We start from the raw sequence: 15,449 nt of genomic DNA, 5'->3' as shown, positions 1-15,449 counted from the left end.
GGGCGGAAGATGCTGGGACGGGGGCCGCCCGGGGCCCCGGGCGGCCCCCGTCCCAGCATCTTCCGCCCCGGACCGTGCCGGGCCCGCGCGGTGGGGCGCCCGGCCTCGCCGGGGCGCCGTCATCCGCCATGACCCGCCCCTTCGCACCGCGTTCCGGGACACCGGGCCGCGGCTCCCCGACCCGGCCCGAATCACCTGATGCCCCCCTAGGAGCCACGAGCATGTCCCAGACCACCACGGCGGTGAGCAAGGTCGTCTCCCCCGCCTCGATCGGGGCCCGCCTGGACCGTATGCCGATCACCCCCATGCACCGCAGCCTGACCGCGGTCATCGGGATAGGCCTGCTCTTCGACACCTTCGAGAACAGTCTGTCGGGCACCATCGCCAAGGTGCTCCAGGACGACTTCGCCTTCGGAGCGACCTCGCTCAAACTGGTCCTGGCCTCCGTGTTCATCGGCCAGTTCATCGGCTCGCTGGTGCTCGGCCGGGTCGCGGACCGGCTCGGCCGGCGCCGGGCCTTCCTGATCAACCTCGCGATCTACTCCGGCTTCTCCCTGCTCGGCGCCTTCTCGCCCAACGCGGAGTGGCTGATCGCGACCCGCTTCCTGGCCGGCATCGGCATCGGTGCCGAACAGGCCCTGTCCGACTGCTACCTGGCGGACGTCCTGCCCGCGGCCAAGCGCGGCCGGTTCATCGCCTGGGCCTACACGATCGCCTTCTGCGGGGTGCCTGCGGTCGGGTTCGCGGCCCTGTGGCTGGTACCGCTGACCCCGCTGGGGGTGGACGGCTGGCGCTGGCTGTTCGTGATCGGCGCGCTCGGCTCGGCCGTGGTGTGGGTGCTGCGCCGGCGGCTGATCGAATCCCCGCGCTGGCTGGCGGCGAACGGCCGTACCGAGGAGGCCGACCTGCTGGTGTCCCGGATGGAGGCCCAGATCCCGGCCGGCCGGGCGGCCGAGGTGCTCCCGGCCGAGCACGGGACGCCCGTCGCCGGACAGACCGGGCAGACCGGACTGCGGGACATCTTCACCCGCGGTCTGAGGCGACGCACCGTGATGCTGTGGATCTTCTGCTCGCTCTCCGTGGTCGGTTACTACGGCTTCGGCACCCTGGCCCCGCAGATCCTCGCCGCGAAGGGCTACGACATCGTGGCCGGCCTGGGCTTCACCGCCCTGTCCTTCCTCGGTTACCCCGTCGGCTCGGCGCTGTCGCTGCCGATCATCGACCGCATCGAGCGCAAGACTCTCGTCGCGCTGTCCGCCGCCGCGATGGTCGTCGCCGGGATGGGCTTCGCCTTCACCGGCTCGGCCTTCCTCATCGTCGCGTTCGGCTTCGGATACACGCTGTGCAGCAACGTCTTCTCCAGCGTGTCGCACGTGTACCTGTCCGAGCAGTACCCGACGGCGATCCGGGCCACCGCGTCCGGCATGGCGTACTCGCTGTCCAAACTCAGCGCCGCCGCGCTGCCGTTCGTCCTGCTGCCCGTTCTCGACTCGTACGGGCCGGGTGCGCTGTTCGGGGTCATCGCCGCCTCGATGGCCGCACTGGCCGTCACCGTGCTCACGCTGGGCGAACGCACCACCGGAGTCTCCGTGGACCAGGTCCCCGGCTCGCTGAACGACCCTACTGTGAAGAGGAGTTGACGATGACCTATGTCATCGCCCTGCCCTGTGTCGATGTGAAGGACCGTTCCTGCATCGACGAGTGCCCCGTGGACTGCATCTACGAGGGCCGACGCGCTCTCTACATCCAGCCCGACGAATGCGTCGACTGCGGGGCCTGCGAACCGGTGTGCCCCGTGGAGGCCATCTACTTCCAGGACGACGTGCCCGCCGAATGGGGTGATCACCGGGGCTCCAACGCCGCCTTCTTCGAGACCGTCGGCTCGCCCGGAGGCGCGGGCGGTCTCGGTGTCCTGGACCACGACTCCCCGCTGGTGGGGTCCCTGGCACGGAAGGCGGTGCGGTCATGAGCGGGCTCCTCGCCGGCAAGCGCATCCTGGTGACGGGCGTCGTCACGGAGGCGTCCATCGCCTTCCACGTCGCCCGGCTCGCCCAGGAGGAGGGCGCCGAGGTGGTGCTGACCGGCTTCGGCCGGCTCTCCCTCATCGAGCGGATCGCCGCCCGGCTGCCCAAGCCGGTCCCGGTGGTCGAACTGGACGTCACCGACCGGACGCACCTGGACACGCTCGCGGAACGGATCAGCGCGTCGGCCGACGGGTTCGAGCGCCTCGACGGCGTCGTGCACTCCATCGCGTACGGGCCCCAGGGCGCCTTCTCCTTCCTCGACGGCGACTGGGCGGACGTCTCGACGGCCGTGCAGGTGTCGGCGTACTCCCTGAAGTCCCTGACCACCGCGTGCCTGCCCCTGATGGAGGGACGTGGCGGCTCGGTGGTCGGGCTCACCTTCGACGCGACGGTCGCCTGGCCGCGCTACGACTGGATGGGCGTCGCCAAGGCCGCCCTGGAGTCGACCAGCCGCTACCTCGCCCGGGACCTGGGGGACAGGGGCATCCGCTGCAACCTGGTCGCGGCCGGTCCGCTGCGCTCCATGGCCGCCAAGTCGATACCCGGCTTCGGGGAGCTCGCGCAGGTCTGGCAGCACCGGGCCCCGATCGGCTGGGACCTCACCGACCCGGACCCCGCGGCGCGCGGTGTGCTCGCCCTGCTGTCGGACTTCTTCCCGCGCACGACCGGCGAGATCGTCCACGTCGACGGCGGGGTGCACATGACGGGCGCGTGACACACGCACGCCGGGAGGGCGGGTGATCCGGGCAGGTCCCGGATCACCCGCCCTCCCGGCGTGCGTGTGCTACGCGGTCCTCCCGCCCGGCAGGATCCGGCGGAAACCGGTGTACGGGGCGAGGACCTCGGGGAGCAGGACGGAGCCGTCCTCCTGCACGCCCTGCTCCAGCAGGGCGGCGACGGTGCGGCCGACGGGCAGCGCCGAACCGTTGAGGGTGGCGGCCGGCCCCTTGCGGCCGTCGGCCCCCCTGTGGCGGATGTTCGCGCGGCGGCCCTGGAAGGTGCCGCAGTCGGAGACCGAGGAGATCTCGCGGTAGGCGCCGCTGCCCGGCAGCCACACCTCGATGTCGTACGTCATCCGGGCGGAGAAGCCGAGGTCGCCGGCGGGCAGCAGGACCACGCGGTGGGAGAGCCCGAGACGGCGCAGGCACTCCTCGGCGTGCCCCACCATGAGCTCCAGTTGCGCCGGCGCGTCCTCGGGGGCGCAGACGCGGACCAGCTCCACCTTCTCGAACTGGTGCAGGCGCAGGATCCCCCGGGTGTCACGCCCGTACGCTCCCGCCTCGGCGCGGAAACAGGGAGTGCGCGCGGTGAAGGCGTACGGCAGGTCACGGGTGTCCAGGAGCTGCTGGGCCACCAGGTTGGTGAGCGGCACCTCGGCGGTGGGGATCAGGAAGAGTTCCCGGTCACCCACCTGGGTACGGAACAGGTCGTCCTCGAACTTGGGGAGCTGACCGGTGCCGGTCATGGTGTCCCGGTTCACGAGGAACGGCACGGAGTACTCCGTGTAACCGTGCTCGTGGGTGTGGAGGTCGAGGAAGAAGTCGGTCAGCGCCCGCTCCAGACGGGCACCGGGGCCGCGGCTGACGCTGAAGCGGGCGCCCGAGAGCCCGGCGGCCGCCGGACCGTCCAGTATGCCGAGCGACTCGCCGATGTCGGCGTGGTGCGGGGCGTCGCTGCCGTGCCGCGCCGGTCCCCAGCGGCGGACCTCCACCGCCTCCTTCTCCGTGCCGCCGTCCGGCACCTGGTCGAGGGGCACGTTGGGGATGCCGAGCAGCAGCTCGGAGAGGTCGTGCCCCGCGCTCCGGGCCGCGGCCTCCGCCTGCTGCGCGTCCGCGCGCAGGGCGCGCGCGGCCTCCTTCTCCTCCTCGGAGGGCGGCCCCGGGCGTCCGCGCGTACGCGAGACGCGGTTCAGCTCCGTACGCGAGCGGGTCATCTCGGCCTGGGCCTCGGACCGCCGGCGCATCGCCTTCTCCAGGGCGGCCAGGTCGAGGTCGTAGCGGCGACGGGCCAGCCGCCTCACGGCGGCCTGCCCGTCTTCGAGCAGTTCACTGGGATCGTGCATGACGGACTCCTCGGTAGGGAGAGCGGCGGCCGGGGCTTGCCGGACGCGGTGGGGCGGGTGGCGCCGGGCGGGCGGTGAAGGGCCCACCGGGCGGTGACGGGCCGGATGGTGACGAGCCGGGCGGTGAGCGGACCGCGCCCGGACTCCGCGGGCGGGAGGGGGTACGGGGAGCGGGCGCCCCGGACAGCCTGCGGGGGCGGACGGCTCCGAGCCGTCCGCCCCCGCACACGCTGCCGGTGCCGGCCCTCAGGCCGGAGCGATCGCCAGCGCCGTGTTCTGACCGCCGAACCCGCACGAGTTGCTGAGCGCGAGGTCGATCGGCATCGACGTGGCCGACTGGGCGAGCTTGATGTCGATCCGCCCGTCGGGGATGACAAGCCCCGCGGTGGGCGGAATGATCTCGTGTTCGACGCTCAGCAGGGCGAACGCGGCCTCGACCGCGCCTGCCGCGCCGAGCAGGTGCCCGGTGACTCCCTTCGTGGAGGTGACCAGTGGGTCGCCCTGCAGCGTCCGCTGGATCATGCGTGCCTCGGCCAGGTCGTTGAGCGGTGTCGACGTGCCGTGGGCGTTCACGTGCTGCACGTCGTCCGGATCCGCGCCGGCGTCGGCGAGGGCCGCGCGGACCGCCGCCTCGATGCCGGTGCCGTCCGGGTGCGGCGACGTCATGTGATGGGCGTCCGCGGTGGCTCCGAAGCCGATGATCCGGCCGTGGACGTGCGCCCCGCGGGCCCGGGCGTCCACGACGCGTTCCATGACGAGGATCCCGGCCCCCTCCCCGGCGACGAAGCCGTCCCGGTCGGCGTCGAAGGGACGCGAGGCCGACGAGGGGTCGTCCTCGCGCCGCGACAGCGCGCCCATCTGCGCGAAGCCGGCCATGACCAGCGGGGTGATCATCGCCTCGCTGCCGCCCGCCAGGACCACGTCGCAGCGGCCGAGGACGAGCAGGTCCCGGGCCACCCCGATGGCGGTCGCACCCGAGGCGCAGGCCGTGGCCACCACCAGGTTGGGCCCGGTGGCCCCGAACTCGATGGCCGTCTGACCGGCCAGCATGTTCGGCAGCTGCATGGGCAGCAGCAGCGGGGACACCCGGTCGGCGCCCCGCTCCCGCAGCACATCGTGCTGCTCCTCGACCGTGCCGGGGCCGCCGTCCGCGCAGCCCAGCACCACACCGACCCGCGCCCCGTCCCAGGTGGTCGGGTCGAGACGGGCGTCGGCCACGGCCTCATGGGCGGCGACGAGGGCGAACTGCACGAACCTGTCCAGGCGGTGTGCCCGCCGCGCGCTGAGCAGAGATTCCGGATCGAAGCCGGGAACCCGGCAGGAGATACGTACGGGGTTGTTCGCCAGTACCGGATCGAGGGCGGCGGCCGGCCTGCCGTCGCAGACCGCCGCCCAGCTGGGCCCGACCCCGATACCACCAGGGGTGACCAGGCCGAGTCCGGTGACGGCGATGTCCATGCCGGCCATCAGACCTTCGCGCTCCGCTCCTCCATGAGCCGGACCATGTCGGCCACGGTCTCGGCTTCCAGGAGGTCGTCGTCGCTGACGTCCAGGTCCAGTTCGGACTTGAGCAGCAGCGACAGCTCCACCACGGCCAGCGAGTCCAGCTCGATGTCCTCCCGGGTGGCTTCCGGGGTGATGGCCTCGGGCGACACCTTGAGCTTGTTGGACAGGATTTCCTTGAGCTGCTCCAGCATGTCGGATCCTTTCGAAGGCGTACGCGAAACCGGCGTACGTGAGGGGGTGTACGCATACGCGTACGGAAGGGCGTACTGCACAGGGAATCCGGTCGGCCGGGGGACCGTCAGACCGGTTGGACCTCGGGCCAGACCAGGGTCGTCGCGCCCCAGGAGAGGCCTCCGCCGAACGCGGTCAGCAGCACCCGGTGACCGGCGGTGAGCCGGCCGTCCGCCGCGGCCTGCGAGAGCAGCAGCGGGATCGAGGCGGCGCCGGTGTTGCCGACCTGGGCGATGTTGGTCAACTGCCGTCCGGCCGGCACCCCGAGGCGTTCCGAGACCGAATCGAGGATCCGGGCGTTGGCCTGGTGGGCCGCGAACCGGTCGACGTCCTCGATGTCCCAGCCGGCCAGCCGGGCCGCCTGCTGGGAAGCTCCGGTCATCCGCTCCACCGCGTGCCGGTAGGTCTCCCGGCCGAGCATCCGGAAGTACTGGTCCTCCGGGTCGGTCACAGGACCGGACGAACGCTGGCGCGAGCCGCCCGCCGGCACCTCGATGAGGTGGCTGAGCTCACCGTCGCTGCCGAGGACCAGCGGGCCGACGGCCCCTGGTTCTGCGGCGGCGCCCGCGCGCAGCACCACCGCGCCCGCACCGTCCGCGAAGATGACGGCCGTGGTGCGGTCCTCAGGGTTGACGATCGTGGTGAACGCGTCGGCGGCGATCAGCAGCACACTGTCGGCGACGCCCGCCGCGAGGAGCCCGGACGCGGTGGCGAGACCGTACAGGAAACCGGAGCAGACAGCGGCCACGTCGAACGCCGGCACCTGTCCGAGTCCCAGCCGGGCGGCCACCTGCGGGGCGGTCGCCGGGCACGGCTGGTCGGGTGTGGTGGTGGCCAGGACGACCGCTCCCACGTGCTCGTCGCCCGCGGACTTGAGGGCTCGCAGCCCGGCCTCGACGGCCAGATCGGAGGTCGCGGTGCCGGGCGCGACCACATACCGCTCGGCGATCCCGGTGCGTGAGCGGATCCACGCGTCGGAGGTGTCGAGCCGCTGTGCCAGGTCGTCGTTGGTGACCAGGCCGGGAGGTGTGTACGACCCGATCCCGGCCACCACCGCCGCGCGCCCCCCGCTCATGCGCCGGCCTGCGGACTGCTGAGCGCCTCCAGCGGCAGCCCCATGTACGCCATCCGGGACTCGGCCATCTCGTCGGTCCAGCGCTCGGCCATGTCGTAGCGCTGCTCCGGCGTGGTGTCGAGCATCCGGACGCCCGGCCAGATCTCGTAGTCGCCGATCCTGTCCGCGTGCTGGGCCATGCCCTCCTGGAAGAGTTCCTCGCGGTGGATGACGAACTCACGGTCGGGGATCTCGTCCCAGAGCTGGACACCGGCCCGCAGGATCTCCAGCAGGCGCGGGCGGTACTCGGGGTGTGCGGCCACGTGGTCACGCAGGATCGTGCTGGCCACCGTCAGGTGCCTGATCTCGTCGATGGCGGTGCCGCGTGAGATCTCACCGGTGGCCGGCGACAGCGGGGTCCACTTGCGCTCGCTCAGCTCCGCCGCCGGGGCGAGCACCCCCTCGATGACGATGGCGAACACGGCGACGCCGCCGGCGAAGTCCGCCTGGTCGCGGACGATGTCGAGGGTGAAGTCCACGACCGGGTCCAGGACCCGCTTGCGGTAGTCCGCGGCCATCTCGTCGATGTCCTTCAGGAGCGTCTTCTGCGGGACCCCCAGCTCCACCAGGTGGTTGCGGAAGACCCGGGCGTGACGCGCCTCGTCGATCAACTGGGTCGTGTAGAACTCCAGTTCGGGGATGCCGGGGGCGATGGCGACGTAGTGGCCGAGCAGCCGCGTCGCGATCTCCTCCGACAGGCCGCGGAACCCGAACTCCAGCACCAGGGCGTCGCGCAGGGGCCCCGGCTCCTTCAGGAAGCCGGGCACGACGGCGTCCACGTGGTGCCCGGTCTCGCCGCGGTCGCGCAGGGTGCCCTGCGCCACCGAGGTGAACCAGTAGGCGAGGTCGCACTCCTCGGGTCCGAGGGTGAGCTCCTTCGCGCCGTCGAGCAGACCGGGAGCCTTGTCCCAGTCGGCCTCGGGTGCCACAGAACCGCTCATGACGCGGCCGCCTCCTTCGCGGGGTGCAGGGAGCCGGCGAACAGCTCTCCGGCGTAACTGAACAGGGGATGGTCGTCACCGGTGCTGGCCCGGACGACATGACCGAGCAGCAGCTCGCTGTCGCCCGCCGGGTGTGCGGAGTGGAACCGGCAGGTGTAGTGGGCGAGCGCCCCGGCCAGGAGCGGTGCCTTCGCGTACGAGTCCGCCGTCCAGGCGAGGCCCGCGAACTGCGCGCTGCCGTCGGGACGGTCGCTGTTCGCGAAGTGGCTCGCCACGTCGGCCTGGCCGCCGCTGAGCACGTTGATCGCGAACCGGCCCTCGGCCGCCGCGAACCGCGCGAAGGACGAGCCCGCCCGCAGCACGACCCCCACGAGCAGGGGCTCTCGCGACACCAGCGTCACGGTGCTCGCCGTGGTGCCGTGCAGCCGCTCCTGGGGGCCGACCGTCAGCACCGACACCGGGGAGGCCAGGTGGTACAGCGCCCGCCGCCGCTCGGCCGGGTCCTGGCGTACGGGACGCCGCAGGGTACGCAGGTCGGTGGCGGCGGTCATCGCACGGCCTCCTGCGGCTGCCGGCGGACCGGCCGCGCCGGGACGTGGCCGACCGGGAGGGGTTCCGCGGTGTGGCCGGCCGGCTTGGGGTGGGCCAGCCCCAGGTCGTCCAGGAGCCGCAGGTAGCCGGGCTGGCGTACCGGCTCGAAGGGCAGCGCGAACGACTTCATGAAGTTGCCGAACAGACCGCGGTCCCCGAAGAGGTGGAACGGCAGTACCAGCAGCGCCCACTCCGGCTCCACCAGCCAGCACCACAGCGCCGCGACCGCGGCCTGGGTGATCAGGCTGTGCATGACGTTGTAGAGCACGTAGTAGGCCTTGGGGATCGGCCGCCCGCCGCTGCGTCTGAAGGCGATGGCACCCGGGATGTAGCCGATCAGGTCGATGTACAGAAACAGGACGATCGCGACCCACCAGCGGATCTCGCCGAAGTGGGCGATGATCAGGCCGGTGGTGACGGCGAGGCCCACCAGGTACTCGGCGCGGTGCAACGAGTACGTTCTCGGTGTCTCGAAGGGATTTGCCTGGTCCATGGTCAGCTCCTGCGGGCGGTGCTAGGCGCCGATGGCGGCGGGCTCGGTGAGGTCGACGCCTTCCGAGAGGCGGACGGCGGGGAACAGGCCGGTCAGGGCCCAGGCGACGGTCTCCTTGATGACCCGCTCGGCGATCGGGTCGAGGATCCCCTCCAGACTGGGGATGCCGAAGTCGAAGTCGGCGTCGAAGCGGACCGCCACGTCGTCGCCCTGCTGCGTCATGGCCCAGGTGCCGGTGAAGGAGTCGAAGTCGCCGTCGGACTGCTGGAAGCGGATCTCACCCAGCTCCGGCAGGAAGGTGTCGTCCTCGGTCCAGCGCAGCAGACCGCTGCGAAAGTGCAGCTCCCAGCTGGAACTGGCGTCCTCGGCGGGGTAGGTCGCGTGGACGGTGGTCGCCTTCACGTGGGGCGCCAGGTCGGGGTACCGCTCCCAGCGTCGTACGGAGTCGAAGACCGTCGTGGCCTGCTCCGCGGGGATCAGTGCTTCGAGCTCAACGTGACGCATGATCAGTTGCCGCCTTCCGGCATCTTGGCCGCGCCCCGGACGAGGTCGCGTGTGGCCAGGTCGAAGGAGTTCAGGAGGAACTCCACATCGGTGTCGCTCATCACGGCGGGCGGGGTGAACCGCACCACCGAGCTGCCGTTCATCGAGTGGTTGGCGACCACGCCGTGGTTGAACAGCTCGATCAGCAGCTCGCCGGCCAGTCCGGCCTCGACGAGCTCGACACCGATGAGCAGCCCACGGCCGCGTACGTCCACGACGAGTTCGGGGATGTTGCGGTACGCGATCTCCGCGATCCTCGGAAGCAGCTGCGCCCCCAGGTCCACGGCCCGGGTGACCAGGCGCTCCTCCTTCATGGCCCGGATCGCACCCTGCACCGCGGCCATCAGGACCGGCTGGCCGGAGAAGGTGGCGGTGTGGACGTAGGGGTCCTTGTCGAAGGGGCGGAACGCCTTGCGGGTCGCCACGGCCGCGGAGACCGGCAGCACGCCGCCGCCGAGCGCCTTGCCGGTGAGGAGCACGTCGGGCACCACGCCCTCGGCGTCGGCGCCCCACCACTCGCCGAGCCGGCCGAAGCCGGACTGCACCTCGTCGAGGATCAGGAAGCCGTCGTGCGCGCGGACCAGTTCCTCGACCCGCTTGAGGTAGCCCGTGGGCGGAATGATCACACCGCCCTCGCCCTGGACGGGTTCGAGGATGACGCAGACCTCACCCGGGTGGGTCGTGAGTTCCGCCTCCAGCGCGTCGGTCTCACCGAAGGGGAGGTGCAGGAAGTCCGGGATCAGCGGCCGGAAGGGGGCCTGGTAGACGTCCTTCGCGGTCGCGGACAGCGCGCCCAGCGTCTTGCCGTGGTAGCCGCCGCGCATCGAGACGGTCCGCCTGCGGCCGCCGGCCCGTGCGAGCTTGAGGCCCGTCTCCACCGCCTCGGCCCCCGACAGGGCGAAGTGCACGCGGTCGAGGCCCTCCGGCATCACGGAGACGAGCGCCTCGGCGGCACGGGCCACGGTGGGCTCCAGCAGGATGCGCGTCGCGGTGGGATGTGTCCGGAGCTGGCGCTCCACCTCCTCCATCACGACCGGGTGGCGTGCGCCCATGATGAAGACGCCGTACCCGCCCGCGTTGAGGAAGCGCTCACCGTCGCTGGTGGTGAGCCAGGCGCCCTCGGACGCCGTTTCCATGTGGCTGCCGAACAGCTCGGCGAGAGTGGCCCGGCCCTTGCTGAGATGGGCCCGGTACAGGCCGAGGATCTCCGCCTCGGTCTCGGCGGGTGCTTCCTGGATGACGGTCACGGATCTCTCACTCCAAGTGTGGTGGGGGTCGCTGCCCGAGGTGCGGTGGCTCAGCTCAGGACCAGCGGGCCGCCGTCGAAGTAGCGCAGCAGCGGCTCGGCGGCGGCGCCGCGGCCCGGCGGGTGGAAGGCGAGGGCGTGCACGGCTGCGGCGGCCCGGCTGTGGGTGGAGCCGAGGACGAAGTCCAGTCCGCCGAGCAGCTCCAGCGCCTGCCCGGCGATCCTCGGCAGTGCCTTCTGGACGGTGTAGCGGGCGACGAGGACCCGGGCGACCGACTCCTCGTCCGTCTCGGGGCCGATCGTCCGCGCGACACCTTCCAGGAGGGACAGGGCGGCGTCCATCTCGACGGCGAGGGCGGCCCGTTCCTGGACGCTGCCGCGTTCACGCTCCAGCACCTGCTCGACGAGCGCGGCGGCCCCGCCCGCGTATCCGGCGGAGATCAGCATCTCGAACCAGACGAAGCCGGCCGTCTGCAGGTCGTCGAGCCGGTGCGGATCGTCCGCCCCGGCACGTACGACCATGTCCGCCGGCACGAACACGTCCGTCAGCCGCACCTCGTCGCTCTCCGCGCCGGCGAGCAGCTCGTTGCCCCAGAACGGGTGGACGGACAGCCCGGGAGCGTCGGCCGGGACCAGGGCGAGTGCCAGCTCGGCGGTGCCGTCCTCGTGATGGATGGCGATGCTCGCGGTGAGCAGGCTCATCGAACCGGACAGGCTGCACGGCTTCTTCGCGCCGGAGAGCAGGTATCCGCCGTCGACGGGCCGGGCCGTGACGGCGGGAGTGAGAATGTTCTGCTCGGTGCGGCCCTCGGCCCAGCCGGAGGCCAGCACCTGCTGGTCGGGCACGATCCGCCGCAGCAGTTCGGTCTGCGCGGAGGTGAGCCGGTCCGCCTTGACGGCGAGCGAGTAGAGCATCGCCACGGTGAAGTGGTGCATGGAGGCGGCGGCGACCAGCGAGGGGGACACGGCGCCCAGCGCCAGCTGGACGCGCAGCGCGTCCAGCGGGGCGGCTCCGTGGCCGCCGTACTCCTCGGGTATCAGCAGGCCGACCCCGCCGTGGATGCGGAACAGGTCGATGACGGGGCCGCCGGGCTGCTCCCGGTCGGCATAGGGGAACTGCTCCATTTCCTTGAGCAGACCTGGGTGGAATTGCTCGCAGACGGCCCGAGCAGCATCGAGGGAACGCACGGGGATACCTCCGGAAGGCGGACGGGTCGGGCGCTCAGGCGCCGAAGACCGCGTCGTAGGGGCTGATGTCGCGGGCGATGCTGACCCCTTGGACGTGCGAGGTCTTGAGCATCGGGTAGTTGGCCTCACCGAAGGCTCCGCCGGTGCGGCCGGTGCCGCCGTGGCTGGGCAGGTAGGGCAGGAAGCCGATGTGGGAGTCGTTGACCTTCAGCAGACCGCCGTTGACGACGCGTCGGACGAAGGTCTCGATGACGTGGTCGGAACGCGACCACAGGGAGTTGCGCAGCCCGTAGGAGTTGGAGTTGACGAAGCGGAGGAAGGACTCCAGGAGCGCGTCGTCGTTGTCGCGTTCGGCCACCACGATCGGGATGAGCGGGAAGAAGGTCTCCTCGCGCACCACGTCGAAGGTGCGGGCCCGGTCCAGGCCGTCGACCCGGAGCACGGTGGGCTGCAGGAAGACGCCCGTCTCCGACGGTGTGCCGTCGACCTCGGTGCGGCTGCCTCCGGTGACCAGGGAGGCGCCGTTGTCCAGGGCCTGCCGCAGCAGCCGGAAGAACCGCTCGCTGCGGCGCACCGGTGACAGCAGGACGTCCTCCTCCTCCGGGAGGCCCGGCCGGATGCCCTTGACCTGCTCGCGCACCTCGGCGATCAGCGCCTCGGCGATGTCGGGGTGCGCCAGCACGTAGTTGGGCACCATGCAGATCTGCCCCGAGCCGAAGAACGACTCGGTGATGGCTTCGGCGGCCCACTTGATGTCGGCGTCCTTCCACACCACGATGCCGTCGTTGCCGGCCAGTTCGAGGATCGGCTTCTTCCCGTGGGCCACGCACCGCTGCTCGAAGCGCAGGCCCTCCTGGCTGCCGCCGATGTAGAAGATGTCGTTGATCAGAGGGTCGGCGATCCAGCGGTCCATCGTCTGCTTGGGGTTGCTGCACACCGCGTTGAGGACGCCGGGGGGCGCGTCGAGCTCCTCGAGCAGCGGGGCCACGATGTCGCGCAGCAGCCACATGGTGCTCAGCGCGATGCTGCGCGGCGCCCTGACCACCACGCTGTTGCCGGCCATCAGGGCCAGTACGCACAGGGCGGCGCTGGGCAGCGGGGCGTTCTGCGGGGGGTTGAAGGCGACCACGCCGTCCGGCTGGCGCTGCAGGATCAGCTTGCGGCCCGCGTACTCCTTCTCGACCCGCATCTGCTTCAGGTACCAGCGCAGGCTGCCGGGGGCGTAGATCTGCAGGAGGCAGCTCAGCTCCCACCGGGCCAGCTTCACCGGGTGCGACTCGGCGACGAGCATGTCGAGGAACTCGTCCTGGTGCTTGATCAGTTCCTCGCGGAAGCGGGTGCCGAGCTGCATCCGGCGCTCCAGCGGGACGGCCGCCCAATCCGGGGCGGCGGCCGCGGCGGCCTGCGTGGCGAGGTCGATGGCGTCGTCGTCGGCGATGGCGCAGCGGCCCACGACGTAGGGGTGCTGGGCGGCCTCGGACTCCGGGTCCTGCTCCAGGGAGCGCTTGAGGCTCACACTGGTGAACACGTCTTCCAGCAGGGATCGCCCGCTGACGGTGTAGACCCATCCGTCCCCGGCGACGTCCTTGCCGGCGATGTAGAGGTCGTAGCTCTTCAATCCGGAAGGTGCCGGAGCACTCTCCTCCTGCGCAGCTTCGCGAAGCATCATCAGCCTTTCCGAATATCGGAATATGTCTGGTGTCGGTCTTCCGGTGCGGGTCGTTCCGTGAATGTGCGGGTGATTCGGGAATTGATGTTCGAAGCAAAACGATCGTGGCAGCCGAATCTGACTCGGCGCTGACACCGGACTGATCCAGCCACCGGCCCGCGGGTTGTCAGTGGGGTGTCAGCCGCCGCTGCTTGCATGGCCGCCATGCCACCTGCCGAGATCACCGTGCCCCAGCGGCTGCGCGAACTGCCGCGGACCGAACTCGCCGACGAGATAGAGACACTCGTCGTACGGAAGTTCAAGGCCGTTCTCCTCATGGACGAGTCGGAGGACCTCCCCGTCGACATCAGCTATTTCGACCTCGGTCTCACGTCGCTGCGGCTGACCGAGATACGACAGAGCCTGGAGCAGCTCCTGGATCTGTCCATCAACGTGAACGTGCTGTTCAACGAGCCGACGGTCAACCACCTCGTGGACCACCTGGCCGACGCCCTGTCCGCCCCGCCCGCCCACTGACCGATCAGGCCCAGGACCCAAGGAGTCGTTCCATGCCGCGTACGGAATCCGACACGGAAGAGACGAACCGGGCGCCGGCGCAGGCGCCCGAGCCGATCGCGATCGTCGGAATCGGTCTGCGATTCCCCGGCGGCAGCAACTCGCCCGACGAGTTCGACGCCTTCCTGCGTGAAGGGCGCAGCGGAATAGGACCCATACCGGGCGACCGGTGGGACGTGGCCGCGTTCACGCCCGAGTCGCCGGAGGACAAGGGGAAGATCCACACCTCGGCGGGCGGCTTCCTCGACCGCATCGACCAGTTCGACGCCTCCTTCTTCAACATCTCGCCCAAGGAGGCCCAGTACATGGACCCCCAGCAGCGGATGCTGCTGGAGACGGCCTGGCAGGCCCTGGAGCACGCCAACATCGACCCCACGCCGCTGCGCCGCGGCAACGGCGGCGTCTACATAGGCGCCAGCTCCATCGACTACTCGATGGAGCTGGACTCACTGCCGTACGAGGAGCTGGAGGGCAACCTCGCCTCCGGCATCACCATGTTCCCGCTGTCGGGCCGGCTGTCGTACTTCCTGGGCTGGCGCGGCCCGAGCATGAGCATCGACACCGCGTGCTCCTCCTCGCTGGTCGCCCTCCACCTCGCCGTGCAGGGGCTGCGCGCGGGCGAGTCCGACATCGCGCTGTGCGGCGGTGTCAACGCCCTGCACCACCCGCGCACCTCGGTGATGTTCTCGAACGCGCAGATGCTCTCCCCCGACGGGCAGTGCAAGACCTTCGACGAGGCCGCCGACGGCTACGCCCGCGCCGAGGGCTGCGGTGTGGTCGTACTCAAGCGCCTCAGCGACGCGACCCGGGACGGTGACACCGTCCTCGCACTGGTGCGGGGCACCGCCGTCGGCCAGGACGGCGACAGCGCGGGCCTGACCGTGCCCAACGGCCCCGCCCAGGAGAAGGTCATCCGCACCGCCCTCGCCGCCGGGCACCTCGCCCCCGGGGACATCCAGTACGTCGAGGCGCACGGCACCGGCACCCCGCTCGGCGACCCCATCGAGTTCGGCGCCATCGGCGACGCCTTCGCCGACTCGCACACCAGGAGCGATCCGCTGCTCGTCGGCTCGGTGAAGACCAACCTGGGCCACATGGAGCCGGCGGCCGGCATCGTCGGCGTCATCAAGACGGTGCTCCAGATGCGGTCCGGGACCATCTACCCGCACCTCAACTTCGACACGCCGTCCGGGCGCATCCCGTGGGACCTCTACCCGGTGCGCGTGCCCACCGCGTGCGAACCCTGGGAGGCCGGGGTCCGGCGCGCGGTCGTCAACAGCTTCGGC

16 protein-coding genes are annotated in these 15,449 nt (G+C 71.1%); 5 read left to right on the top strand and 11 right to left on the bottom strand.

The annotated features are described in order from the left end of the window. Positions 1 to 221 precede the first annotated feature (221 nt). Genes VN520_RS19445 through fabI form a run of 3 tightly spaced genes read left to right on the top strand, consistent with a single transcriptional unit; the run spans position 222 to position 2,739 of the window. Entirely contained in the window at positions 222 to 1,640 is a 1,419-nt protein-coding gene (locus VN520_RS19445; RefSeq protein ID WP_325748197.1) for an MFS transporter, read from the top strand. A gap of 2 nt (positions 1,641 to 1,642) precedes the next feature. Next, positions 1,643 to 1,969 (top strand): ferredoxin, encoded by a 327-nt coding sequence (gene fdxA / locus VN520_RS19440; RefSeq protein ID WP_325748196.1) that lies wholly within the window; start codon positions 1,643 to 1,645, stop codon positions 1,967 to 1,969. Further along, positions 1,966 to 2,739, top strand: a complete 774-nt coding sequence (fabI, locus tag VN520_RS19435) for an enoyl-ACP reductase FabI (protein ID WP_325748195.1) — start codon at positions 1,966 to 1,968, stop codon at positions 2,737 to 2,739. The genes fdxA and fabI overlap by 4 nt, the downstream gene beginning before the upstream one ends. Before the next feature lie 69 nt (positions 2,740 to 2,808). Here fabI and serS read toward each other — a convergent pair whose 3' ends face one another. The 11 genes from serS to VN520_RS19380 all read right to left on the bottom strand — a co-directional run bounded on the left by serS (position 2,809) and on the right by VN520_RS19380 (position 13,605). Beyond that, the gene (gene serS / locus VN520_RS19430; RefSeq protein ID WP_325748194.1) at positions 2,809 to 4,086 is read right to left on the bottom strand and encodes a serine--tRNA ligase; all 1,278 of its coding nucleotides are present in this window, start codon (positions 4,084 to 4,086) and stop codon (positions 2,809 to 2,811) included. 246 nt (positions 4,087 to 4,332) lie between these two features. Further along, complete coding sequence (locus VN520_RS19425; RefSeq protein ID WP_325748193.1) at positions 4,333 to 5,553, bottom strand: beta-ketoacyl-[acyl-carrier-protein] synthase family protein; 1,221 nt, start codon at positions 5,551 to 5,553, stop codon at positions 4,333 to 4,335. Then, positions 5,553 to 5,783, bottom strand: a complete 231-nt coding sequence (locus VN520_RS19420) for a phosphopantetheine-binding protein (RefSeq protein ID WP_010983730.1) — start codon at positions 5,781 to 5,783, stop codon at positions 5,553 to 5,555. The genes VN520_RS19425 and VN520_RS19420 overlap by 1 nt, the downstream gene beginning before the upstream one ends. A 107-nt stretch (positions 5,784 to 5,890) precedes the next feature. Next, positions 5,891 to 6,898 carry a beta-ketoacyl-ACP synthase III gene (locus tag VN520_RS19415; RefSeq protein ID WP_325748192.1) on the bottom strand — a complete coding sequence of 336 codons (1,008 nt, stop codon included), beginning with the start codon at positions 6,896 to 6,898 and terminating at the stop codon, positions 5,891 to 5,893. Further along, entirely contained in the window at positions 6,895 to 7,878 is a 984-nt protein-coding gene (locus VN520_RS19410) for a VlmB-like protein (protein WP_325748191.1), read from the bottom strand. The genes VN520_RS19415 and VN520_RS19410 overlap by 4 nt, the downstream gene beginning before the upstream one ends. Then, positions 7,875 to 8,429, bottom strand: coding sequence for a flavin reductase family protein (locus VN520_RS19405; protein ID WP_325748190.1), 555 nt, complete (start codon positions 8,427 to 8,429; stop codon positions 7,875 to 7,877). The genes VN520_RS19410 and VN520_RS19405 overlap by 4 nt, the downstream gene beginning before the upstream one ends. Beyond that, the gene (locus tag VN520_RS19400) at positions 8,426 to 8,962 is read right to left on the bottom strand and encodes a hypothetical protein (protein WP_325748189.1); all 537 of its coding nucleotides are present in this window, start codon (positions 8,960 to 8,962) and stop codon (positions 8,426 to 8,428) included. Before VN520_RS19400 ends, VN520_RS19405 begins: the two co-directional genes overlap by 4 nt. 21 nt (positions 8,963 to 8,983) lie before the next feature. Beyond that, positions 8,984 to 9,466, bottom strand: a complete 483-nt coding sequence (locus VN520_RS19395; RefSeq protein ID WP_325748188.1) for a type II toxin-antitoxin system RatA family toxin — start codon at positions 9,464 to 9,466, stop codon at positions 8,984 to 8,986. Positions 9,467 to 9,468: 2 nt separating this feature from the next. Continuing rightward, entirely contained in the window at positions 9,469 to 10,752 is a 1,284-nt protein-coding gene (locus VN520_RS19390) for an aspartate aminotransferase family protein (RefSeq protein WP_325748187.1), read from the bottom strand. 50 nt (positions 10,753 to 10,802) lie between these two features. Next, a complete protein-coding gene (locus VN520_RS19385) occupies positions 10,803 to 11,939 on the bottom strand; it encodes an acyl-CoA dehydrogenase family protein (RefSeq protein WP_325748186.1) in 1,137 nt (378 codons plus the stop codon). A gap of 34 nt (positions 11,940 to 11,973) precedes the next feature. Further along, positions 11,974 to 13,605 (bottom strand): aldehyde dehydrogenase, encoded by a 1,632-nt coding sequence (locus tag VN520_RS19380; protein WP_325748198.1) that lies wholly within the window; start codon positions 13,603 to 13,605, stop codon positions 11,974 to 11,976. A gap of 207 nt (positions 13,606 to 13,812) precedes the next feature. Here VN520_RS19380 and VN520_RS19375 point away from each other — a divergent pair, with 207 nt between their 5' ends. Further along, the gene (locus VN520_RS19375; RefSeq protein WP_325748185.1) at positions 13,813 to 14,124 is read left to right on the top strand and encodes an acyl carrier protein; all 312 of its coding nucleotides are present in this window, start codon (positions 13,813 to 13,815) and stop codon (positions 14,122 to 14,124) included. A gap of 32 nt (positions 14,125 to 14,156) precedes the next feature. Continuing rightward, positions 14,157 to 15,449 (top strand): polyketide synthase (locus tag VN520_RS19370; RefSeq protein ID WP_325748184.1); only part of this gene is annotated, 1,293 nt, incomplete at its 3' end.

It is taken from the genome of Streptomyces sp. (assembly GCF_035563135.1).
Taxonomy (GTDB): Bacteria; Actinomycetota; Actinomycetes; order Streptomycetales; family Streptomycetaceae; genus Streptomyces.
The sequence above is the reverse complement of the archived record's forward strand: the minus strand, read 5'-3'. Positions and strand labels throughout refer to the sequence as shown.

Bases quoted from the DNA above. Each gene is read 5' to 3' on its own strand.
- VN520_RS19445 (WP_325748197.1), top strand. From the start codon at position 222: ATGTCCCAGACCACCACGGCGGTGAGCAAGGTCGTCTCCCCCGCCTCG.
- fdxA (WP_325748196.1), top strand. From the start codon at position 1,643: ATGACCTATGTCATCGCCCTGCCCTGTGTCGATGTGAAGGACCGTTCC.
- fabI (WP_325748195.1), top strand. From the start codon at position 1,966: ATGAGCGGGCTCCTCGCCGGCAAGCGCATCCTGGTGACGGGCGTCGTC.
- serS (WP_325748194.1), bottom strand. From the start codon at position 4,086: ATGCACGATCCCAGTGAACTGCTCGAAGACGGGCAGGCCGCCGTGAGG.
- VN520_RS19425 (WP_325748193.1), bottom strand. From the start codon at position 5,553: ATGGCCGGCATGGACATCGCCGTCACCGGACTCGGCCTGGTCACCCCT.
- VN520_RS19420 (WP_010983730.1), bottom strand. From the start codon at position 5,783: ATGCTGGAGCAGCTCAAGGAAATCCTGTCCAACAAGCTCAAGGTGTCG.
- VN520_RS19415 (WP_325748192.1), bottom strand. From the start codon at position 6,898: ATGAGCGGGGGGCGCGCGGCGGTGGTGGCCGGGATCGGGTCGTACACA.
- VN520_RS19410 (WP_325748191.1), bottom strand. From the start codon at position 7,878: ATGAGCGGTTCTGTGGCACCCGAGGCCGACTGGGACAAGGCTCCCGGT.
- VN520_RS19405 (WP_325748190.1), bottom strand. From the start codon at position 8,429: ATGACCGCCGCCACCGACCTGCGTACCCTGCGGCGTCCCGTACGCCAG.
- VN520_RS19400 (WP_325748189.1), bottom strand. From the start codon at position 8,962: ATGGACCAGGCAAATCCCTTCGAGACACCGAGAACGTACTCGTTGCAC.
- VN520_RS19395 (WP_325748188.1), bottom strand. From the start codon at position 9,466: ATGCGTCACGTTGAGCTCGAAGCACTGATCCCCGCGGAGCAGGCCACG.
- VN520_RS19380 (WP_325748198.1), bottom strand. From the start codon at position 13,605: ATGCTTCGCGAAGCTGCGCAGGAGGAGAGTGCTCCGGCACCTTCCGGA.
- VN520_RS19375 (WP_325748185.1), top strand. From the start codon at position 13,813: ATGCCACCTGCCGAGATCACCGTGCCCCAGCGGCTGCGCGAACTGCCG.